The 22,572-nt window shown below is 61.8% G+C and carries 15 protein-coding genes, 2 tRNA genes and 3 rRNA genes; 11 read left to right on the plus strand and 9 right to left on the minus strand.

Translation table 11 applies throughout. The features are described from left to right. Window positions 1-143 precede the first annotated feature (143 nt). Both gph and rpe read right to left on the minus strand, forming a co-directional pair. Window positions 144-899, minus strand: a complete 756-nt coding sequence (gph, locus tag WS51_RS13025; RefSeq protein ID WP_069229287.1) for a phosphoglycolate phosphatase — start codon at window positions 897-899, stop codon at window positions 144-146. Window positions 900-903: 4 nt separating this feature from the next. Further along, window positions 904-1,590 (minus strand): ribulose-phosphate 3-epimerase, encoded by a 687-nt coding sequence (rpe, locus tag WS51_RS13030; protein ID WP_006482066.1) that lies wholly within the window; start codon window positions 1,588-1,590, stop codon window positions 904-906. A gap of 177 nt (window positions 1,591-1,767) precedes the next feature. Between rpe and apaG the strand changes: the two genes are divergently transcribed. Next, window positions 1,768-2,142, plus strand: a complete 375-nt coding sequence (gene apaG / locus WS51_RS13035; RefSeq protein WP_057924835.1) for a Co2+/Mg2+ efflux protein ApaG — start codon at window positions 1,768-1,770, stop codon at window positions 2,140-2,142. 14 nt (window positions 2,143-2,156) lie between these two features. On the opposite strand, the gene WS51_RS32865 is transcribed toward apaG, so the two are convergent. Then, window positions 2,157-2,300: a hypothetical protein gene (locus WS51_RS32865; protein ID WP_230938212.1), complete on the minus strand. Its 144-nt coding sequence runs from the start codon at window positions 2,298-2,300 to the stop codon at window positions 2,157-2,159. Between the two features lie 28 nt (window positions 2,301-2,328). Here WS51_RS32865 and mltA point away from each other — a divergent pair, with 28 nt between their 5' ends. After that, a complete protein-coding gene (gene mltA / locus WS51_RS13040) occupies window positions 2,329-3,453 on the plus strand; it encodes a murein transglycosylase A (RefSeq protein WP_236872380.1) in 1,125 nt (374 codons plus the stop codon). Between the two features lie 131 nt (window positions 3,454-3,584). Here the strand turns inward: mltA and paaK are convergent, their stop codons facing one another. From paaK to paaN, 5 genes are all read right to left on the minus strand, one after another. Continuing rightward, a complete protein-coding gene (gene paaK, locus WS51_RS13045; protein WP_059504731.1) occupies window positions 3,585-4,883 on the minus strand; it encodes a phenylacetate--CoA ligase PaaK in 1,299 nt (432 codons plus the stop codon). A gap of 37 nt (window positions 4,884-4,920) precedes the next feature. Beyond that, window positions 4,921-5,373: a hydroxyphenylacetyl-CoA thioesterase PaaI gene (gene paaI / locus WS51_RS13050; protein WP_059545100.1), complete on the minus strand. Its 453-nt coding sequence runs from the start codon at window positions 5,371-5,373 to the stop codon at window positions 4,921-4,923. Between the two features lies 1 nt (window position 5,374). Further along, window positions 5,375-6,166 carry a 2-(1,2-epoxy-1,2-dihydrophenyl)acetyl-CoA isomerase PaaG gene (paaG, locus tag WS51_RS13055; RefSeq protein ID WP_059771565.1) on the minus strand — a complete coding sequence of 264 codons (792 nt, stop codon included), beginning with the start codon at window positions 6,164-6,166 and terminating at the stop codon, window positions 5,375-5,377. A gap of 43 nt (window positions 6,167-6,209) precedes the next feature. Beyond that, window positions 6,210-7,412: a 3-oxoadipyl-CoA thiolase gene (pcaF, locus tag WS51_RS13060; protein ID WP_069229288.1), complete on the minus strand. Its 1,203-nt coding sequence runs from the start codon at window positions 7,410-7,412 to the stop codon at window positions 6,210-6,212. Window positions 7,413-7,499: 87 nt separating this feature from the next. Further along, window positions 7,500-9,206 carry a phenylacetic acid degradation protein PaaN gene (gene paaN / locus WS51_RS13065; protein WP_069229289.1) on the minus strand — a complete coding sequence of 569 codons (1,707 nt, stop codon included), beginning with the start codon at window positions 9,204-9,206 and terminating at the stop codon, window positions 7,500-7,502. Between the two features lie 129 nt (window positions 9,207-9,335). Between paaN and WS51_RS13070 the strand changes: the two genes are divergently transcribed. From WS51_RS13070 to WS51_RS13105, 8 genes are all read left to right on the plus strand, one after another. After that, window positions 9,336-10,112: an enoyl-CoA hydratase gene (locus tag WS51_RS13070; protein WP_059449732.1), complete on the plus strand. Its 777-nt coding sequence runs from the start codon at window positions 9,336-9,338 to the stop codon at window positions 10,110-10,112. A 551-nt stretch (window positions 10,113-10,663) separates the two neighbouring features. Beyond that, window positions 10,664-12,196: ribosomal RNA gene (locus WS51_RS13075) — 16S ribosomal RNA — on the plus strand. Window positions 12,197-12,259: 63 nt separating this feature from the next. After that, window positions 12,260-12,336, plus strand: a tRNA-Ile gene (locus tag WS51_RS13080). 41 nt (window positions 12,337-12,377) lie between these two features. Beyond that, a tRNA-Ala gene (locus WS51_RS13085) sits at window positions 12,378-12,453 on the plus strand. Window positions 12,454-12,741: 288 nt separating this feature from the next. Continuing rightward, window positions 12,742-15,621: ribosomal RNA gene (locus WS51_RS13090) — 23S ribosomal RNA — on the plus strand. A 133-nt stretch (window positions 15,622-15,754) separates the two neighbouring features. After that, window positions 15,755-15,867 (plus strand): 5S ribosomal RNA (rrf, locus tag WS51_RS13095). The 16S, 23S and 5S rRNA genes sit together here with 2 tRNA genes alongside, the layout of an rRNA operon. 292 nt (window positions 15,868-16,159) lie before the next feature. Then, a complete protein-coding gene (locus tag WS51_RS13100) occupies window positions 16,160-18,235 on the plus strand; it encodes a molybdopterin-containing oxidoreductase family protein (protein ID WP_069229290.1) in 2,076 nt (691 codons plus the stop codon). 136 nt (window positions 18,236-18,371) lie between these two features. Next, window positions 18,372-20,045, plus strand: coding sequence for a long-chain fatty acid--CoA ligase (locus WS51_RS13105; RefSeq protein ID WP_059506871.1), 1,674 nt, complete (start codon window positions 18,372-18,374; stop codon window positions 20,043-20,045). Window positions 20,046-20,406: 361 nt separating this feature from the next. Here the strand turns inward: WS51_RS13105 and WS51_RS13110 are convergent, their stop codons facing one another. Then, complete coding sequence (locus tag WS51_RS13110; protein WP_059506872.1) at window positions 20,407-21,564, minus strand: porin; 1,158 nt, start codon at window positions 21,562-21,564, stop codon at window positions 20,407-20,409. Window positions 21,565-21,841: 277 nt separating this feature from the next. Here WS51_RS13110 and coq7 point away from each other — a divergent pair, with 277 nt between their 5' ends. After that, window positions 21,842-22,468 carry a 2-polyprenyl-3-methyl-6-methoxy-1,4-benzoquinone monooxygenase gene (gene coq7, locus WS51_RS13115; protein ID WP_069229291.1) on the plus strand — a complete coding sequence of 209 codons (627 nt, stop codon included), beginning with the start codon at window positions 21,842-21,844 and terminating at the stop codon, window positions 22,466-22,468. Window positions 22,469-22,572: the final 104 nt, after the last annotated feature.

The raw sequence follows: 22,572 nt of genomic DNA on the forward strand, positions 1-22,572 counted from the left end.
GAGATAAAAAACGGCGCTGAAGACGTGCCTCAGCGTACCTCATCGAAGAGGTTAGCGCGACCAGCGACGCCAGGGCCAGGCTCCCCGGTCGATGCTGCTCAGACTCCGTTTTTTATTCAGAAACATGCGGATGGAAGAAATAATCAGATGGTTGGCCGGCCGACGTTGTGCGCGGTAATCGCGCGGGCCGCGACCAGCAACGAATCGACTATACCATCCGAATTTATCGTTTGTATAGCTTTGCCGTGGTTGTAGCCGTACGGCACCGTCAGCGTCGCCATTCCCGCCGCGCGGCCGGCCAGCGCGTCGTTTTCCGAGTCGCCGATCGCGACCGCCGCGCCAAGCGCGACGCCGAGCGCGTCGCATGCGGTCAGCATCGGCAGCGGATCGGGCTTCTTGCGCGCGACGCTGTCGCCCCCGAGCACGATGCCGAAGCGATCGATCAGCCCGTATTGCTCGAGCAGCTCGACCGCGAAGCGGTGCGGCTTGTTCGTCACGCACGCGAGCCGGACGCCGGCCGCGCGCAGTGCGTCGAGGCCGGTTGCGACGTCCGGATAGAGGCGTGCGTGGCGGCCGTTGATCTTGGCGTATTCGGTCTGGTAGATCGCGAGCGCGTCGTCGAAGCGCGCGTGCGCCTCATCGGGCGTGAAGCGCGGCTTCAGCACGCTCTGGATCAGATGCTCGGAACCCTTGCCGACGTAGCCGATCACCTCGTCGCGCGACGTGGCCGGTGCGCCCAGCCGCGCGAGCATTCCGTTCAGCCCGGCCGTGAAATCGTCGGCCGTGTCGACCATCGTGCCGTCGAGGTCGATCAGCGCCGCGTCGATGCGCGGCATCCCGAAACGGATCGGGCCGTCGGCTCCGGCCGATGCCGGTCCAGCCAGCGAGGATTCGGCCACGGCGTCAGCTCCGCTCGACGGTGGCGAGTGCTGCGCGCATTTCGTCGATCACCTTGCGGTAGTCGGGCTTGCCGAAGATCGCCGAGCCCGCGACGAAGGTGTCCGCACCGGCCGCCGCGATTTCCGCGATGTTGTCGGCCTTCACGCCGCCGTCCACCTCGAGCAGGATTTCGCGGCCGGTGCGTTCCGTGTATGCGTCGATGCGGGCGCGCGCTTCGCGCAGCTTGTTCAGCGTTTCCGGAATGAACGACTGGCCGCCGAAACCCGGGTTCACCGACATCAGCAGCACGAAGTCGAGGCGATCCATCACGTGATCGAGATAGTTCAGCGGCGTCGCCGGGTTGAACACGAGGCCGGCCTTGCAGCCGTGATCGCGGATCAGCGACAGCGTACGGTCGATGTGATCCGAGCCTTCCGGGTGGAAGCTGATCAGGTTCGCGCCGGCCTTCGCGAAATCGGGCACGATCCGGTCGACCGGACGCACCATCAGATGCACGTCGATCGGCACCTGCACGTGCGGGCGGATCGCCTCGCAGACGAGCGGGCCGATCGTGAGGTTCGGCACATAATGGTTGTCCATCACGTCGAAGTGAATCCAGTCGGCGCCGGCGGCGACCACGTTGCGGACTTCTTCGCCGAGCCGTGCAAAGTCGGCCGACAGGATGCTGGGAGCGATGCGGAATTGAGTCATGACAGGGGAGCGGGGACGCTGCGGCGCAAAACCGCCATTCTACCGTCCGGCAGCCCGGTTCGCGGCGACGGGCCGTGCGGTTGCGGCCCGATTCCGAATAGAATGCCGAACCAGTGCGGCGCGCCCGCGGCCCAGCCGCTCCAGTCGGCGCGGGCGGTTACCTACAGTGGAAACACCATGAGTCAGTATCAGTTCACCGTTTCGGTGAAAACCAGCTACTTGCCGGAACAATCCGACCCCGATCGGCGTCAATACGCATTCGCGTACACGCTGACCATCCGCAACACGGGGCAGGTCGCGGCGCAACTGATCGCGCGCCACTGGATCATCACGGACAGCGAAAATCACGTGCAGGAAGTGAAGGGGCTCGGCGTCGTCGGGCACCAGCCGCTGCTGCAGCCGGGCGAACAGTTCGAATACACGAGCTGGGCCGTGATCGCGACACCGGTCGGCACGATGCGCGGCGCGTACTTCTGCGTGGCGGAGGACGGCGAGCGGTTCGACGCGCCGGTCGACGAGTTCGCGCTGCACATGCCTCGCACGCTGCATTGAGCGTGCGCTGTCGGTCAGCGTGGCTGGCGGTCGTTGCCGCGCGCGTGCTTCTTCCGGCCGGACGACGTCCACACGACGATGAAGACAAGCAGGGCAAGCGCTACGAAAGCCTCGAGCGCGAAGATGAGCATCGGATATTGGTCGAGAAAATCTGACATGGCGGTTTCCATCAAGAACGGACATTGTATGTGGTTTGGGCCCCGGGCGGCCGGCTGGGTTGCGGCCGCCGCGACGGCCGTGCTGCTTGCCGCGTGCGGCGGCGCGCCGACGCGGACGTCGGCACTCAAGCCGCCGACCGGCGCGGCGATCGTGCCGGGACAGGTGGCCGCGAAGCGGCTCACGCCGGTCGCGTGGCAGCAGGTGCCGGGGTGGCAGGACGATTCGCTGATCGGTGCGACGGCCGCGCTGCGGCAGAACTGCGTGCGGCTCGCGCGCCAGCCGGCGTGGCAGCGTGCCTGCGCTGCCGCCGACCGCCTCGACGAGCTCGACGTCAGCAGCGCGCGCGCGTTCTTCGAAACGTATTTCACGCCGTTTCAGCTCGCGAACACCAACGGCACGCTCGACGGGCTCGTGACCGGTTATTACGAGCCGTTGCTGCACGGCTCGCGCGTGCGTCGCGGTCCTTACCAGTACGCGCTGTACCGCTGGCCGGCCGGCTATCGCGCCGGTGCGGCGCTGCCCCCGCGTGCGCAGCTCGAGCGGGCCGGCATCCTGAACGGCAACGAACTCGTGTGGGTCGACGATCCGATCGAGGCATTCTTTCTGCAGGTGCAGGGTTCGGGGCGCGTGCTTCTCGACGACGGTTCGGTGATGCGGGTCGGCTTCGGCGGCACCAACAACCAGCCGTATCGCTCGATCGGCAAGTGGCTGCTCGATCGCGGCGAGCTGACGCCCGCGCAGGCGACGATGCAGGGCATCAAGGCTTGGGCGAAGGCGAACCCGACTCGCGTCGATGCGTTGCTCGACACGAATCCGCGATTCGTGTTTTTCCGCGACATGCCGACAAAGGAAGACGCGCCGCACGGCGGCGCGGACGGTCCGATCGGTGCACTCGGGGTGCCGCTCACGGCGGAGCGCTCGATCGCGGTCGATCCGTCGTCGATTCCGCTCGGTACGCCCGTGTTCCTGCAGACGACGCGGCCGCTGACCAATACGCCGATGAACCGGCTCGTGTTCGCACAGGACACGGGTTCCGCGATCAAGGGCGGCGTGCGGGCCGACTATTTCTGGGGGCTGGGCGACGAAGCGGGCGACCTGGCCGGACGGATGAAGCAGATCGGCCGGATGTGGCTGCTGTTCCCGAATTCATGACGTGCAGTGGCGCCGGTGTTCAAGTTTGACCGGCGCTCGAAATGAAGCAGCCCGACCGGTGTCGTTGGCCGGTCGGGCTGTTTTTTGTGCGGCCGATGTTGTTGCTCGCGGCGGTCGGGCAGTGGCGGGTATCAGCCCTTGCGCTTGTCGATCACGCGGCGCGCCTTGCCGACCGAGCGTTCGATTCCGTTCACGGGCAACACGTTGATGACGGCCGTCACGCCGATCAATGACTTGATGTCGTGCGCGAGCGCCTGCCTGGCTGCATGGATCGCCGCCGTGTCGGGTGCCGTTTCCGGGCACGGCTCGACGTTGAGTGTCAGCACGTCGAGCGGGCCTTCCTTCGTCAGCACGATCTGATAGTGCGGTGCTAGAGCGCGCTGTTTCAGCAGCTGCTCCTCGATCTGCGTCGGGAAGACGTTGACGCCACGCACGATCATCATGTCGTCCGAACGCCCGGTGATCTTTTCCATCCGGCGCATCGTGCGGGCGGTGCCGGGCAGCAGACGCGTGAGGTCGCGCGTCCGGTAGCGGATGATCGGCAGCGCTTCCTTCGTCAACGACGTGAACACCAGTTCGCCGAGTTCGCCGTCAGGCAATACTTCGCCGGTGTCGGGATCGATGATCTCCGGATAGAAGTAATCTTCCCAGATGGTCGGGCCGTCCTTGGTCTCGACGCATTCCGATGCAACGCCGGGTCCCATCACTTCGGACAACCCATAGATGTCGACCGCGTCGATGCCCATCCGCTGCTCGATGGCCGTGCGCATGTCGTTGGTCCACGGCTCCGCGCCGAAGATGCCGATGCGCAGCGAACTTTGTGCGGGATCGAGGCCCTGGCGCTCGATCTCGTCGGCGATCGACAGCATGTAGCTCGGCGTCACCATGATGATGTCGGGCCGGAAATCCTGGATCAGCTGCACCTGCTTTTCGGTCTGGCCGCCGCCGAACGGAATCACGGTCAGCCCCGCGCGTTCGGCGCCGTAGTGTGCGCCGAGCCCGCCGGTAAACAGCCCGTATCCGTAACTGACATGAACCTTGTCGCCGCGCCGCGCACCGGCCGCGCGGATCGAGCGCGCGACGAGATTGGCCCACGTGTCGATGTCGCGTGCCGTATAGCCGACGACGGTCGGCTTGCCGGTCGTGCCCGACGACGCATGAATGCGCGAGATCTGGTCCTGCGGCACCGCGAACATTCCGAACGGGTAACTGTCGCGCAGGTCGGCCTTGGTCGTGAACGGGAAGCGTGAAAGATCCGCGAGCGTCTTCAGGTCGTCGGGATGTACGCCCGCTTCGTCGAATTTGCGGCGATAGACGGGTGAATGGTCGTACGCGTGCCGGAGCGACCACTTCATGCGTTCGAGCTGCAGTGCGGTCAGCTCGTCGCGCGAGGCGGTCTCGATCGGCTCGAGCGGTAGCGGGGTAGTCATGCCTGTCTCCAGTGATTGTTATGGGCGAGCCGTGACGTCAATGCTCTTCGGGCAGCACCGTGCCCTTGATCTGGGCCGATTTGCCCCGAAACATCGCGACCGTTTCGCCTGTCTGGTTCGTGACGCGGATGTCGTAGATCCCGTGTCGGCCGCTGCGCGTCTGCTCGATCGCTTCGGCCGTCAGCAGGTCGTTGCCGTGTACGGGACGCAGGTATTCGATCGAGCAGCCGGCCGCAACAGTATTCAGGTTGTACGAGTTGCACGCGAACGCGAACGTCGAATCGGCGAGCGTGAAGATGATGCCGCCGTGGCAAGTCTGATGTCCGTTCAGGAATTCCGGCCGGACGCGCATTTGCAGGCGCGCATAGCCGGCCCGCACTTCCGCGATTTCCATGCCGAACGCGCGGCTGCAGGCATCTGCGTCGTACATGGCCCGTGCAGTCGCGCGGGCGAGCGCATCGGGGTCGAGCATGTCATTGGACGTGGTCATGTCAACGCCCCTCGAAGCGCGGCGCGCGCTTCTCGATGAACGCCTTCACGCCTTCCGCATAGTCGTGTGACTGGCCGAGCTTGCGCTGCAGGTCGCGCTCGAGGTCGAGCTGCTGATCGAGCGTATTCGTGACGCTGTCGCGCATCGATTGCTTGATCGACGCGATCGCGAGCGTCGGTTGTTGCGCGAGCTGGCTGGCGAGCTCACGGGCGGACGCGGCGAGCTTGTCGTCGTCGACTGCGCGCCAGATCAAGCCCCATTGTTCGGCCTGTTCGGCGCCGAGCTTGTCGCCGGTCAGGGCGAGCCCCAGCGCGCGTGCCATGCCGATGCGTTGCGGCAGGAACCACGTTCCGCCCGAATCGGGCACGAGCCCGATCTTGACGAAGGCCTGGATGAAGCTGCTCGAGCGTGCGGCGAAGACGAGGTCGCAGGCGAGTGCGAGATTCGCGCCGGCGCCGGCCGCCGTGCCGTTGACGGCGGCGATCACGGGAATCGGCATGCGTTGCAGGCGACGGATCAGCGGATTGAAATGCTCGTCGATCAGCGTGCCGAGGTCGGTGGACGCGCCGGGCGTGAAGTCGAGGTCGGCCAAGTCCTGGCCTGCGCAAAAGCCGCGCCCCGCACCGGTCAGGATCAGCGCACGTGCGCCGGCCGTCTCGACTTCATCGAGGGCAGACTGCAGTTCGCGATGCATCGCCCGCGTGAAGCTGTTCAGCTTGTCCGGACGGTTGAGGGTGATCGTGGCCACGCGGGCAGTCTGATCGATATCCAGCTGGATCGCCTCATATGACATGCAGTGTCTCCTTCATGACTTCGTTATAGGCGCGGCGCGTCGGTTACACGCGCTCGATGGCGATCGCGATGCCCTGGCCGACGCCGATGCACATCGTACAGAGCGCAAAGCGGCCGCCCGTACGCTCGAGTTGGTGAAGCGCCGTGGTCACGAGCCGCGCGCCCGATGCGCCGAGCGGGTGACCGAGCGCGATCGCACCGCCGTTCGGGTTCACGCGCGGATCGTCGTCGGCGATACCGAGCATGCGCAACACCGCGAGACCCTGCGACGCGAACGCTTCGTTCAGCTCGATCACGTCGAACTGGTCGATCGTCATGCCGAGCTGGCGCAGCAGTTTTTGCGTGGCCGGCGCCGGGCCGATTCCCATCACGCGCGGTTCGACGCCGGCGGTCGCCATGCCGACGACGCGTGCGCGGCGGCGCAGCCGGTACTGGTCGGCCGCTTCCGCATTGGCGAGCAGCAGCGCGCATGCGCCATCGTTGACGCCCGACGCGTTGCCGGCCGTCACCGATCCGTCCGGGCGCACGACGCCCTTCAGCTTCGCGAGCGCTTCGAGCGACGTTTCGCGCGGATGCTCGTCACGCGATACGACGAGCGCGTCGCCCTTCTTCTGCGGAATCGTGACCGGGACGATTTCGTCGGCGAGCGTGCCGTCCTGCTGCGCGCGCGCAGCCTTCTGCTGGCTGCGCAGCGCGAACAGATCCTGGTCGGCACGGCTGATGTTGTAGTCGTCCGCGACGTTCTCGGCCGTCTCGGGCATCGAATCGACGCCGTATTGCTGTTTCATCAGCGGATTGACGAAGCGCCAGCCGATCGTCGTGTCGAAAATGGCGGCCTGGCGCGCGAATGCGCTGGTGGCCTTGCCCATCACGAACGGCGCGCGCGTCATGCTTTCGACGCCGCCCGCGATCATCAAGCGTGCTTCGCCCGCCTTGATCGCGCGTGCGGCGGTGCCGACGGCGTCCATGCCGGAACCGCACAGCCGGTTCAGCGTCGTGCCCGGCACGGCTGTCGGCAGGCCCGCGAGCAATGCGGACATGCGCGCGACGTTGCGGTTGTCTTCGCCTGCCTGGTTCGCGCAGCCGTAGATCACGTCGTCGATCGCCGACCAGTCGACGTTGCGGTTGCGTTCGATCAGCGCCTTGAGCGGCACCGCGCCGAGATCGTCGGCACGAACGTCTTTCAGGGCGCCGCCGTAGCGGCCGATGGGTGTGCGAATCGCGTCGCAGATGTAGGCGTCGTTCATGGAGGTGTCGATGTGCAACGAACCCGCCGGTTGGCGGATTCGTTCATGGTAAAGAATGCGACGGCGTTTGCACGTCGGCCATTCGGGTTATGCCGTCTGGCCGGCTTCCACGGGTACGGCCTTCGGCGCAACATGAACGCGGCTTTGCACCACGCGGAACCGGCTGGCGACGAACGCCGGATCGGCGAGCGCCGCATTGGCGGCCGGGTTCGCGCCGGTGCCGTGGAAGTCGGAGAATGCCGCCGACTGGTTGACGAACACGCCGCCCGTCAGATTGATCGACAGCGCGACGCCGCCACGCACCGCCGCATCGTGCGCGGCGTCGAGAACCTTGTCGTCGGTGCTGTAGACGGAGAGCGTCAGCGCGCCATGTTCCGCGGCGATTTCGCCGGCGAGATCGAGCGACTGCGCGGTCGAGTCGGTCGCGATCACGAACGAGATCGGGCCGAACCACTCCTGCGTGAATTTCGCGCGATCGGCCACGTCGAGCTGCAGCACGAGCGGCGTGCGCACTCGGGCATTGGCGAACGTCGGATGCTGGAGCGTCTGGCTGTCGGCGAGTACTCGACCGAGCTTGCGGGCGTCGTCGATCCGCGCGGCCACGCCGTCGTTCTGGATTGCGCCGATCAGCTCGACCGAGCGAGCCGGGTCTCCGGTCAGTTTCTGCACGGAGACGGCGATCGCCTGGGCGACTTCGTCGAAGCTTGCATGGCCGTCTGCCGTCCGGATGCCGTCGCGCGGCACGTAGATGTTCTGCGGTGCCGTGCACATCTGGCCGGAGTACAGCGCCAGCGAGAACGCGATGTTCTTGGCCGCGGCCTTCAGGTCGTCGGTCGAATCGATCACGATCTGGTTGACGCCGGCCTTTTCGGTATACACCTGTGCCTGATGCGCAGTGCGTTCGAGCCACGTGCCGTTTTGCGTGCTGCCGGTGAAGTCGATCAGCTTGATTTCAGGGCGCAGCGCGAGGTCCTGCACGAGGGCGCCGTCGTTCGGTTCGGTCGCAAGGAGCGTAACGACGTTCGGATCGAAGCCGGCTTCGCGCAGCACGTCGCGCGCGATGCGGACCGTGATCGCGAGCGGCAGGATCGCGCCCGGATGAGGTTTGACGATCACCGTGTTGCCGGTCGCGAGGTCGGCGAACAGGCCGGGGTAGCCGTTCCAGGTCGGGAACGTGCAGCAGCCGAGCACGAGGCCGGTGCCGCGCGGAACGATCGTATAGCGCTTGTGCATCGCGAGCGGCGGGTTCTTGCCTTGCGGCTTCTCCCAGTGTGCATCGGCGGGGACGCGACGCAATTCGGCCCACGCGTAGGCGACCGCTTCGAGCGCTCGATCCTGCGCGTGCGGGCCCCCGGCCTGGAACGCCATCATGAACGCCTGGCCCGTCGTGTGCATCACGCTGTAGGCGATCTCGAAGCTCGCGCGATTCAGCCGTGCGAGGATTTCGAGACTGACGCCAATCCAGGCGCTCGGGCCGGCCTCACGCCATGCGCGCTGGGCAGCGGCGGCTGCGGCAATCAGTTCGTCGGGCGTCGATTTCGGATAGCGGACGCCCAGCGCGATCCCGTACGGCGACTGCTCCGCACCGACGGTTCCGCCGGAGGCCGGCTGGTCGAGCGCGAACGTGTTGCCGAGGTGTGCGTTGAACGCCGCTTCGCCATCTGCGTTCGCGCTTTCCCCGTACACTTTGGGGCTCGGCATTTCCGCGAACGGGCTCCAGTACCCGCGGCTCTCGATGGCGGCGAGGGCGTGTTTCAGCGTGTCTTCGTGCTTCGTGAACAGTGCATGGGTCATGACGGCAGCCTGATGGACATAGGGAAGGGTTGGATCGATTAATTAACCGACCGGTTGGTCGGAGAATGGTAGCATCAAACTATTCGCATGTGCGAGGCGTTTCTCATTTCATTGATCGAGGAGAAATAGATGTCTTACGAGAACATCCTGGTGGAGACCCGGGGGCGAGTCGGGCTGATCACGCTGAACCGTCCGAAGGCGCTGAATGCGTTGAACGATGCGCTGATGGATGAGTTGGGCGCTGCGCTGAAAGCGTTCGACGCGGACGACGGAATCGGCGCGATTGTCGTGACGGGAAGCGAGAAGGCGTTCGCGGCCGGGGCCGACATCGGCATGATGGCGACCTATTCCTATATGGATGTCTATCGCGGCGACTACATCACGCGCAACTGGGAGACCGTCCGCGAGATTCGCAAGCCGATCATTGCTGCCGTGGCTGGCTTTGCGCTTGGCGGTGGCTGCGAGCTCGCGATGATGTGCGACATCATCTTCGCGGCGGATACGGCCAAGTTCGGCCAGCCCGAGATCAAGCTGGGCGTGATGCCGGGCGCGGGCGGCACGCAGCGCCTGCCGCGTGCGGTGTCCAAGGCGAAGGCGATGGACATGTGCCTGACGGCGCGCTTCATGGACGCAGCCGAGGCGGAGCGGGCGGGGCTCGTGTCGCGCGTGCTGCCGGCCGACAAACTGCTTGACGAAGCGATTGCCGCTGCGACGACGATCGCCGAGTTTTCGCTGCCGGCGATCATGATGGTCAAGGAGTCGGTGAATCGCGCCTACGAGACGACGCTGGCCGAGGGTGTGCATTTCGAGCGTCGACTGTTCCATTCGCTGTTCGCGACCGAAGATCAGAAGGAAGGGATGGCGGCATTCGTCGAAAAGCGCAAGCCGGTGTTCAAGAACCGCTGATTTGGGCGGCGACTGGCTGATGGGCGCCGGTCGTCGGTAGATCGTCCGGTGCACCGAGCCCGAAGCCCCCGTGCGCGACAGCGCACGGGCGCTTTTCAAAATATTTTCACAAAGGGCTTGCGGAGACGGGGGCGGGTGCATAGAATCACGCCTCTTTCGCGCTAACGGTAACGCGGCGCGGAGGAAGAAGGGAAGCGGTGCGGTTGGGCTGGCTGTAGAGCCGCCGGCGCACACGAAGTTGAACCCCGGTCGTCGCAACGAAGCAGTTCAAAAAGTTGTTGACGAACCGAGAAACGCGGTTCATAATCTCGCTTCTCTGCTGCTGAAAACGCAGCGCTGTTGGGAAACTCCAGGTTTCCCGCAGAAATGCTCTTTAAAAATTAACAGCCGATAAGTGTGGGCGCTTGATGGCGGCGAGCTGATCCTCGGATCAGATAGCAAAAGTATCAAGAGTCTCACACTAAAGTAAGTCAGGTTTATGAAGTGGTTCATATTCCTGTCAGCTTTGAGTGAGCGACCGGTTCGAAAGAACCGAAAACAGTAACAGGTTTGAACTGAAGAGTTTGATCCTGGCTCAGATTGAACGCTGGCGGCATGCCTTACACATGCAAGTCGAACGGCAGCACGGGTGCTTGCACCTGGTGGCGAGTGGCGAACGGGTGAGTAATACATCGGAACATGTCCTGTAGTGGGGGATAGCCCGGCGAAAGCCGGATTAATACCGCATACGATCCACGGATGAAAGCGGGGGACCTTCGGGCCTCGCGCTATAGGGTTGGCCGATGGCTGATTAGCTAGTTGGTGGGGTAAAGGCCTACCAAGGCGACGATCAGTAGCTGGTCTGAGAGGACGACCAGCCACACTGGGACTGAGACACGGCCCAGACTCCTACGGGAGGCAGCAGTGGGGAATTTTGGACAATGGGCGAAAGCCTGATCCAGCAATGCCGCGTGTGTGAAGAAGGCCTTCGGGTTGTAAAGCACTTTTGTCCGGAAAGAAATCCTTGGTCCTAATATGGCCGGGGGATGACGGTACCGGAAGAATAAGCACCGGCTAACTACGTGCCAGCAGCCGCGGTAATACGTAGGGTGCAAGCGTTAATCGGAATTACTGGGCGTAAAGCGTGCGCAGGCGGTTTGCTAAGACCGATGTGAAATCCCCGGGCTCAACCTGGGAACTGCATTGGTGACTGGCAGGCTAGAGTATGGCAGAGGGGGGTAGAATTCCACGTGTAGCAGTGAAATGCGTAGAGATGTGGAGGAATACCGATGGCGAAGGCAGCCCCCTGGGCCAATACTGACGCTCATGCACGAAAGCGTGGGGAGCAAACAGGATTAGATACCCTGGTAGTCCACGCCCTAAACGATGTCAACTAGTTGTTGGGGATTCATTTCCTTAGTAACGTAGCTAACGCGTGAAGTTGACCGCCTGGGGAGTACGGTCGCAAGATTAAAACTCAAAGGAATTGACGGGGACCCGCACAAGCGGTGGATGATGTGGATTAATTCGATGCAACGCGAAAAACCTTACCTACCCTTGACATGGTCGGAATCCTGCTGAGAGGCGGGAGTGCTCGAAAGAGAACCGGCGCACAGGTGCTGCATGGCTGTCGTCAGCTCGTGTCGTGAGATGTTGGGTTAAGTCCCGCAACGAGCGCAACCCTTGTCCTTAGTTGCTACGCAAGAGCACTCTAAGGAGACTGCCGGTGACAAACCGGAGGAAGGTGGGGATGACGTCAAGTCCTCATGGCCCTTATGGGTAGGGCTTCACACGTCATACAATGGTCGGAACAGAGGGTTGCCAACCCGCGAGGGGGAGCTAATCCCAGAAAACCGATCGTAGTCCGGATTGCACTCTGCAACTCGAGTGCATGAAGCTGGAATCGCTAGTAATCGCGGATCAGCATGCCGCGGTGAATACGTTCCCGGGTCTTGTACACACCGCCCGTCACACCATGGGAGTGGGTTTTACCAGAAGTGGCTAGTCTAACCGCAAGGAGGACGGTCACCACGGTAGGATTCATGACTGGGGTGAAGTCGTAACAAGGTAGCCGTATCGGAAGGTGCGGCTGGATCACCTCCTTTCCAGAGCTATCTCGCAAAATTGAGCGCTCACGCTTATCGGCTGTAAATTAAAGACAGACTCAGGGGTCTGTAGCTCAGTCGGTTAGAGCACCGTCTTGATAAGGCGGGGGTCGTTGGTTCGAATCCAACCAGACCCACCACCGTCTTGTGTGGCGGTACACACCTGAGGAATTCTGTACATGGGGGCATAGCTCAGCTGGGAGAGCACCTGCTTTGCAAGCAGGGGGTCGTCGGTTCGATCCCGTCTGCCTCCACCAACCCTCAATGACAAGCGTTCGACTTGGGTCGAGTCTTTGTCATTGGCGATTGAGCCAGTCAGAGTGATATGAGTAACACCATATCGGCTGTCGTTCTTTAACAATCTGGAAGAAGTAAGTAATTTGGATAGCGGAAGCGTCTTTGAGATGGACGTGGAAACTATCCGGGTTGTGATTGTATCGATGTATCTCAAGATGATTCGAACTTCATGTTCGACTCTAATTGGAATACGGCACAACGCGAGAACTCAACCTGTAGCGACTGTCGAAGAGACAGACTCGTTATAGGGTCAAGCGAACAAGTGCATGTGGTGGATGCCTTGGCGATCACAGGCGATGAAGGACGCGGTAGCCTGCGAAAAGCCCCGGGGAGCTGGCAAACAAGCTTTGATCCGGGGATGTCCGAATGGGGAAACCCACTCCGTATGGAGTATCCATGGCTGAATACATAGGCCATGCGAAGCGAACGCGGTGAACTGAAACATCTAAGTAACCGCAGGAAAAGAAATCAACCGAGATTCCCAAAGTAGTGGCGAGCGAAATGGGATGAGCCTTGCACTCTTTATTTGTATTGTTAGCCGAACGCTCTGGAAAGTGCGGCCATAGCAGGTGATAGCCCTGTAGGCGAAAACAGTATGAAAGAACTAGGTGTGCGACAAGTAGGGCGGGACACGTGAAATCCTGTCTGAAGATGGGGGGACCATCCTCCAAGGCTAAATACTCGTGATCGACCGATAGTGAACCAGTACCGTGAGGGAAAGGCGAAAAGAACCCCGGGAGGGGAGTGAAATAGATCCTGAAACCGCATGCATACAAACAGTCGGAGCCTCGCAAGGGGTGACGGCGTACCTTTTGTATAATGGGTCAGCGACTTACGTTCAGTAGCAAGCTTAACCGTATAGGGCAGGCGTAGCGAAAGCGAGTCCGAATAGGGCGTTCAGTTGCTGGGCGTAGACCCGAAACCAGGTGATCTATCCATGGCCAGGATGAAGGTGCGGTAACACGTACTGGAGGTCCGAACCCACTAACGTTGAAAAGTTAGGGGATGAGCTGTGGATAGGGGTGAAAGGCTAAACAAACCTGGAAATAGCTGGTTCTCTCCGAAAACTATTTAGGTAGTGCCTCGTGTCTCACCTTCGGGGGTAGAGCACTGTCATGGTTGGGGGTCTATTGCAGATTACCCCGCCATAGCAAACTCCGAATACCGAAGAGTGCAATCACGGGAGACAGACATCGGGTGCTAACGTCCGGTGTCAAGAGGGAAACAACCCAGACCGCCAGCTAAGGTCCCCAAATATAGCTAAGTGGGAAACGAAGTGGGAAGGCTAAAACAGTCAGGAGGTTGGCTTAGAAGCAGCCACCCTTTAAAGAAAGCGTAATAGCTCACTGATCGAGTCGTCCTGCGCGGAAGATGTAACGGGGCTAAGCTATATACCGAAGCTGCGGATGCGTGCTTGCACGCATGGTAGGAGAGCGTTCCGTAAGCCTGCGAAGGTGCCTTGTAAAGGGTGCTGGAGGTATCGGAAGTGCGAATGCTGACATGAGTAGCGATAAAGGGGGTGAAAGGCCCCCTCGCCGTAAGCCCAAGGTTTCCTACGCAACGTTCATCGGCGTAGGGTGAGTCGGCCCCTAAGGCGAGGCAGAAATGCGTAGCTGATGGGAAGCAGGTCAATATTCCTGCACCGTCGTTAGATGCGATGGGGGGACGGATCGCGGAAGGTTGTCCGGGTGTTGGAAGTCCCGGTCGCTGCATTGGAGAAGGCGCTTAGGCAAATCCGGGCGCGTAATTCAAGGGTGTGGCGCGAGCTCCCTCGGGAGCGAAGCAATTGGAAGTGGTTCCAAGAAAAGCCTCTAAGCTTCAGTCTAACGATGACCGTACCGCAAACCGACACAGGTGGGCGAGATGAGTATTCTAAGGCGCTTGAGAGAACTCGGGAGAAGGAACTCGGCAAATTGGTACCGTAACTTCGGGATAAGGTACGCCCTTGTAGCTTGACTGGCCTGCGCCAGGAGGGTGAAGGGGTTGCAATAAACTGGTGGCTGCGACTGTTTAATAAAAACACAGCACTCTGCAAACACGAAAGTGGACGTATAGGGTGTGACGCCTGCCCGGTGCCGGAAGATTAAATGATGGGGTGCAAGCTCTTGATTGAAGTCCCGGTAAACGGCGGCCGTAACTATAACGGTCCTAAGGTAGCGAAATTCCTTGTCGGGTAAGTTCCGACCTGCACGAATGGCGTAACGATGGCCACACTGTCTCCTCCCGAGACTCAGCGAAGTTGAAGTGTTTGTGATGATGCAATCTACCCGCGGCTAGACGGAAAGACCCCATGAACCTTTACTGTAGCTTTGCATTGGACTTTGAACCGATCTGTGTAGGATAGGTGGGAGGCTATGAAACCGGAACGCTAGTTTCGGTGGAGCCGTCCTTGAAATACCACCCTGGTTTGTTTGAGGTTCTAACCTTGGCCCGTGATCCGGGTCGGGGACAGTGCATGGTAGGCAGTTTGACTGGGGCGGTCTCCTCCCAAAGCGTAACGGAGGAGTACGAAGGTACGCTAGGTACGGTCGGAAATCGTGCTGATAGTGCAATGGCATAAGCGTGCTTAACTGCGAGACCGACAAGTCGAGCAGGTGCGAAAGCAGGTCATAGTGATCCGGTGGTTCTGTATGGAAGGGCCATCGCTCAACGGATAAAAGGTACTCTGGGGATAACAGGCTGATACCGCCCAAGAGTTCATATCGACGGCGGTGTTTGGCACCTCGATGTCGGCTCATCTCATCCTGGGGCTGTAGCCGGTCCCAAGGGTATGGCTGTTCGCCATTTAAAGAGGTACGTGAGCTGGGTTTAAAACGTCGTGAGACAGTTTGGTCCCTATCTGCCGTGGGCGTTGGATATTTGAAGGGGGCTGCTCCTAGTACGAGAGGACCGGAGTGGACGAACCTCTGGTGTACCGGTTGTCACGCCAGTGGCATCGCCGGGTAGCTATGTTCGGAAGAGATAACCGCTGAAAGCATCTAAGCGGGAAACTCGCCTTAAGATGAGATATCCCTGGGGACTAGATCCCCTTGAAGGGTCGTTCGAGACCAGGACGTTGATAGGTCGGGTGTGTAAGCGCAGTAATGCGTTCAGCTAACCGATACTAATTGCCCGTAAGGCTTGATCCTATAACAAGTCTGTCTCGCGCCAAGATGAGCGCGTCGGACAAGTTGGATTCTCGTGTGTGATACACACAACCCAAGATTACTGCTTCTTCCAGGATTGGTTCTGTTGGCCACGCCAGCAGGACAACCCCCTTTGCCTGATGACCATAGCGAGTCGGTCCCACCCCTTCCCATCCCGAACAGGACCGTGAAACGACTCTACGCCGATGATAGTGCGGATTCCCGTGTGAAAGTAGGTAATCGTCAGGCTCCCCTCAAGCCAGAAACCCCCGCCCAAACAGGCGGGGGTTTTTGCATTTGAGCGGCGCAAATGCGCGCGGAGGTAACCGAACCTCCGCACGTGTCGTTCGAGTGGCGTACCTTGAATCCCCGCTTCCTCATCCCGAACTCATCCCGCCTTCATCGCTGCAATTTCCGGCCACACAGACGGCTCGTACCGCTTCGGGCGAAACCGCATAGACGCAAAATTCATGTGAAATGAGGCCTTATCGGGTCCACCCACGTAAAATTTGCGAATCTCCATTCAGTCGCATCCCGAACGATGAACGTCGCCACTCAGATAGCTCGGGCCGTTTGCCCGCACGATTGTCCGGATACGTGCGCGATGCGCGTGACCGTCGAAAACGGCCGAGCCATCAAGGTTACGGGTGACCCCGACCATCCGCCTACGCAGGGCGTGTTGTGCACGAAAGTCAGCCGGTATGCCGACCGCGTTCATCATCCCGACCGGCTTACCGTGCCCCTCAAGCGCGTCGGCGCGAAGGGAGAAGGGCGCTTTGTGCCGATCAGCTGGAGCGACGCATTTGACGAGATTGGCCGACGTCTCGGGGAAATCGCAGCGCGCGCGCCGGAGGCGATCATGCCATACAGCTACGCGGGAACGATGGGACTCGTGCAGGGCGACAGCATTGCGCAGCGGTTCTTCCATAAACTCGGTGCGTCGCGGCTCGAGCGGACCATCTGCTCCGCGGCCGGTGCGGCAGGGCTGCGCTATACGTATGGCGGCAGCATCGGCATGCATCTCGAGCATTTCGAGGAGAGCGAGCTGATCCTGATCTGGGGCGCCAACCCGATCGCATCCAGCCTGCATTTCTGGACCCGGGCGCAAGAAGCCAAGCGGCGAGGCGCCCGTCTGGTCGCAATCGATCCCTACCGCTCGCTGACGGCAGAAAAATGCCATCAGCACATCGCGTTGAAACCGGGCACCGACGGCGCGTTCGCGCTCGGCATGATGCATGTGCTGATTACCGAAGATCTGCTCGATCACGATTACATCGCGCGCCATACGATCGGCTTCGATGCGCTCAAGGCGCGAGCTCTGTCCTATCCGCCGGAGCGTGTCGCGCAAATCTGCGGCATCGAAGTATCGGAACTGATCGAACTCGCACGCCTTTACGGTGCGACCCGCAAGGCATCGATTCGCCTCAATTACGGCATGCAGCGCGTGCGCGGCGGCGGCAATGCCGTGCGCGCGATTGCAAGCTTGCCCGCGCTGACAGGCGCGTGGCGCGATCGGGCTGGCGGGCTGCTGCTGTCATCGTCCGAATCCGCACCGGTCAATCACGCGGGGCTGCAGCGTCCGGACCTGATGCCCGGCTGGCCTCATACACTGCCGCGCGTCATCAACATGAATGCGATCGGCGACGCGCTGCTGCACCCGGGCGACGCAACCTTCGGCCCCAAGGTCGAAGCGGTGATCGTCTACAACTCGAATCCGGTCGCGGTCGCGCCCGATTCGTCGAAAGTCGCCGCCGGATTCGCGCGCGAAGATCTGTTCACGGTCGTTCTCGAGCACTTCAAGACAGATACGGCCGATTTCGCCGATATTGTATTGCCGGCCACGACGCAACTCGAGCATCTCGACGTCCACAAGTCGTATGGCCATACCTACGTGATGGCAAATCTCCCGGCGATTCCGCCCGTCGGTGAGGCGCGGCCGAACACGGAAATCTTTCGCGGCATCGCACGCAGCATGGAGCTCGACGAGCCGGCGCTTTATCACAGCGACGAACAGGTCGCGCGGGTGGCGCTGCGTTGGGACGATCCGGCGCTCGACAGTGATTGGGAAACGTTGAAGCGTGCCGGCTGGCTCAAACTGAAGTTGGCGGACGCGCCTTTCGCAAATGGCGGTTTCCGTACACCGTCCGGCAAATGCGAGTTCTACAGTGCGCGACTCGAGCAGATGGGCATGGACCCGGTGCCCGATTACCTGCCGCCGTTCGAATCTGCGGAGGCGGCGCCGGAACTCGCCGCGCGCTACCCACTGGCGATGATTTCCCCGCCGGCCCGTCACTTCCTGAACAGCACGTTCGTGAACGTGGACAGCCTGCGCAGTACGGAAGGCCAGCCGCACCTCGACATACACCCGGAAGACGCAGACGCGCGCGGCATCGGCGAGGGCGACATCGTGCGCATCTTCAACGACCGCGGATCGATGCAGGCGGTTGCGCGAGTGACTGATCGTGCGCGAGCGGGGCTCGTCGTCGGGCTGTCGATCTGGTGGAAGAAATTGTCGCCGGATGGGCGAAACGCGAACGAGGTGACGAGCCAGGCGCTGACCGATCTCGGCAACTCGGCGACTTTTTACGATTGTCTGGTGGAAGTTGAGCGGATTTGACCGAACTTCGAGATATCATCAGACGATTCTGCCCGAAAGTTGGAAGTGGGCATCTAACCCTGTTGTCTCGGGGTGGGCGAGCCGCTACGATGCGTTTTAGCACGACCATTCGAAAATCAGTGAGGAGACGCGCAGTATGGATAAAATTTGGCTGAAATCGTACCCGCCCGGCGTTCCAGCCGAAATCGACGCGTCCCCGTATCCTTCCATTCCGGATCTTCTCGACGAGAGCTTCAAGCAGTATCGCGACCGCAAGGCGTTCGTCTGCATGGGCAAGAGCATCACGTACGGCGAGCTCGATGCACTATCGCGCCAGTTCGGCGCGTGGCTGCAGTCCCGCGGCCTGAAGCGCGGCGCGCGCGTCGCGCTCATGATGCCGAACGTGCTGCAGTACCCGGTGGCGATCGTCGCAGTGCTCCGTGCGGGCTTCACCGTCGTCAACGTCAATCCCCTCTATACGCCGCGCGAGCTCGAGCATCAGCTCAAGGACAGCGGGGCGGAGGCGATCGTCATCCTCGAGAATTTCGCGTCGACGCTGCAGGCCGTCATCGCCAATACCGCGGTCAAGCATGTCGTGGTCGCGTCGATGGGCGATCTGCTGGGTATCAAGGGCTGGCTCGTCAATTATGTCGTGCGCAATGTGAAGAAGATGGTGCCGGCGTGGCAGCTTCCGTCGTTCACGCGCTTCAAGGCCGCGCTGTCCGAAGGCGCGCGGCAGACCTTCAAGCCGCAGCAGCTCGGCCCCGACGACGTCGCGTTCCTCCAGTACACGGGCGGTACGACGGGTGTCGCGAAGGGCGCGACGCTGCTGCACCGGAACATCGTGTCGAACGTGCTGCAGGCCGGCGCATGGCACCATCCCGCGCACGAGAAGTACCCTGAGGTGAAACAGTTCGTGACGGTCGTCGCGCTGCCGCTCTATCACGTGTTCGCGTTGACGGTGTGCGGTTTCCTGACGATGCGCACGGGCGGCATGGGCATCCTGATCCCGAATCCGCGCGACATCGGCGGCATGATCAAGGAGTTGAAGGGTTATCAGATCTCGACGATTCCGGCCGTCAACACGCTGTACAACGCCCTGCTGAACCATCCTGACTTCAACCAGCTCGACCTGTCGAAGCTCGTGATCGCCAACGGCGGCGGTATGGCGATCCAGGAAGGCGTCGCGAAACGCTGGTACGAGAAGACCCATACGGCGATCGTCGAGGGTTACGGTCTGTCGGAGACCTCGCCGGTCGCGACCTGCAATCCGGTGACCGCGACCGAATACAGCGGGACGATCGGCTTGCCGCTGCCGTCGACCGAAGTGGCCATCCGCGATGACGCCGGCAACGACGTCGCGCTCGGCGAGCCGGGCGAGATCTGCATCCGCGGGCCGCAGGTCATGGCCGGCTACTGGAATCGTCCGGAGGAAACCGCGAAGGTCATGTTCCCGGACGGATTCTTCAAGACCGGCGACGTTGGCGTGATGGACGCGCGCGGGTACGTGAAGATCGTCGACCGGAAGAAGGACATGATCCTGGTATCCGGTTTCAACGTGTATCCGAACGAGGTCGAGGACGTGGTGGCGTCGCATCCGGGCGTGTTCGAGGTGGCGGCGGTCGGCGTACCGGACGAGCACTCGGGCGAAGCCGTGAAGCTGTTCGTCGTGAAGAAGGATCCGGCGCTCACCGACAAGGACATCCTCGCGTACTGCAAGGAGCGTCTCACTGGCTACAAACGGCCGAAACTCGTCGAGTTCCGCACGGAGCTGCCGAAGACGAACGTAGGCAAGATCCTGCGGCGCGAATTGCGCGACGGACGCGCGTAACGCCGAAGTGGAACCAGTCAGCCCGGCAAGTGCCGGGCTTTTTCATTTGTAATGCTGCAGCGAGGCTTCCGCGCCGTGATTCGACGGTCGCGGGAACGGTACGCGTTCTACCGGGAGGCGCCATGGTCGACGGAGCCGTCAGGCCGACTCAGCGGCGACCGTGATCCGCCACACGCTTGATGCGATACCCTGCGTGCAGGGTGCAGGGTGCAGGGTGCAGACGAGCGGCCGTGGCATTCACGTCGATGGCACGCCCCGTACGGGCGATCGTCCCGTTCTCCTCCCACACCGCTTCATGGCCGCAAAAGAAAAAGGCGCCCGAAGGCGCCTTCAATATGCTGCGGCTTGTCAGGCAAGCTGATTAGAACTTGTGACGGATGCCGACGCGCGCTGCAACCTGGTTGCTCGTGCTCGACGGATCGAGACCGTTGATCGATGCGGTGGCCGGAATGACATTGCCCTTCGAATCGAGCGCGTTGCCCGATGCGTGCTGATACACGCCGATCACGTAGACGTCCGTGCGCTTCGACAGGAAGTAGTCGACGCCCAGCGAGCCCTGGTGATACTTGGCTGCCGAGTTGCCGTCGATCTTGCTGCCTTGCGTGTAGTCATACGCCGCGCCGACGATCAGCGCCGGGGTCAGCTGATACTTGAAGTTGATTTCGCCGTTGTTGAACGTCGCGGTCTGGTTCACGAACGGACCGACCGAGAAGCCCTTGAACTTCGTGTTCGAGTACGTCGCGCCGATCGTCGCTGCGCCGAACGTGTACGCACCGCCCGCACCGATGACCTGGTACGTGTTCGCGCTGTTCGCATACGCGCCGTAGACCGGCGACGACACCGCCGTCGCCGCAGCCGACGCGCCGGTGTTGAACATGCCGCCGAAGTTTGCCGGCGTGCGTGCGTTCAAGTAGCCGACACCCAACACCAGCGGACCGTTGTTGTAACCGGCGCCGAGGGACCAGACCTGGTTCTTCGAGAACTGGCCGGCTTGACCGCCGAAGCTGTACAGGCCGCCGAACGAGAAGCCGCCGTAGGTCGGGCTCGTGTACTTGACCGCGTTGTTCACGCGGTATGCGTTGTTGAAGTTGTCGAGGTCACCCGGGTGAGCCGCGATGTAGCCGCCCCACTGGTCGCCTGCCTCGAGCGGGCCGACGAAGTCGACGACGGAGTCGTATTGGCGACCCAGCGTGACCGTACCGTACTGGCTCGACAGGCCGACGTAAGCCTGACGGCCGAACATCAGGCCGCCTTGGCCGAGCTTGCCGGAATTGACGTCGAAGCCGTTTTCGAGCACGAAGATCGCCTTCAGCCCGCTACCCAGATCTTCGGTGCCGCGCAGGCCGAAGCGGCTGCCTTGCATCACGCCGCTTGCCAGGCCGTACAGGTGGCCGCCCTTGGCGTTGTTGTTGAAGATGAGGCCTTCATCGATGATGCCGTAAAGCGTCACGCTGCTTTGCGCATGAGCTGCGCCAGCGAACGCGCCCAGCGCGACGAGCGCGAGAAGCGACTTTTTCATTAACGGATCTCCAAGAATCACTGAATTTTTTTGGCGGGGCGGATAGTTATGTTGTGTTGACGCGCCCCATCAACTTCGCAAGAAGTCGCACGTAATGTAGCAAAGCCGTTTTTTCCGACAAAGCGAAATGCCGTGGCGCAAGGTTGCCATGTTTCCTTTATGCAACAATGGTTAAAATCACGGGTTAACCGCAATTTCCGCTGAATAATCAAGTCGGTTACGCAGCGGAGCACGTGCCCTTGCCGCCCGCGGCAGCACACGCAGCCAGGAGAACACGATGGTGTTGGATGAACTGATCAGCGAATTCGATCGCGGCCTGCGATCGCTGACCGGCATTAGCCGGATGAGCCGGCCGGTGCCCACGCCGGCGGAGCCGCCGGCCGCCGAACTGACGCCCGCGGAGCGCACGCATGCCGCCGGACTGATGCGCGTGAACCACGTCGGCGAGGTCTGCGCGCAGGCGCTTTATCAGGCGCAGAAGCTGACCGCGCGCTCGTCGTCGTCGAAGGCGATGTTCGAGGAGGCCGCGCGCGAGGAGGAGGATCATCTCGCGTGGACTGCCCATCGGCTGAAGGAACTCGATTCGCGCCCGAGTCTGCTCAACCCGCTGTGGTACGCTGGCGCGCTTGCGATCGGCGTCGTCGCCGGCACGCTGGGCGACAAGGTCAGCCTCGGTTTCATGGCCGAGACGGAGCGCCAGGTCGAGAGCCATCTCGACGGGCATCTGTCCGAGCTGCCCGCGACCGACACGGCGTCGCGTGCGATCGTCGAGCAGATGCGGCTCGACGAGGTGAAGCACGGCAAGGCCGCGACCGATGCCGGCGGCGTCGAGTTGCCGCTGCCCGCACGGATGCTGATGCGCGCCGCATCGAAAGTCATGACGAGCACTGCGTACTATCTCTGACATTCGGGCCGGGGCGGCGCGCGATGCCGTCCCGGTCCGCCGTCCTCGATACCGCCCGTTTTTTCCGCGTTTTCCCGCCCCCGAAGCCCCTTCCGCACGCCAGT

This window comes from Burkholderia territorii, assembly GCF_001718335.1.
In the GTDB taxonomy this organism is placed as follows: domain Bacteria; phylum Pseudomonadota; class Gammaproteobacteria; order Burkholderiales; family Burkholderiaceae; genus Burkholderia; species Burkholderia territorii.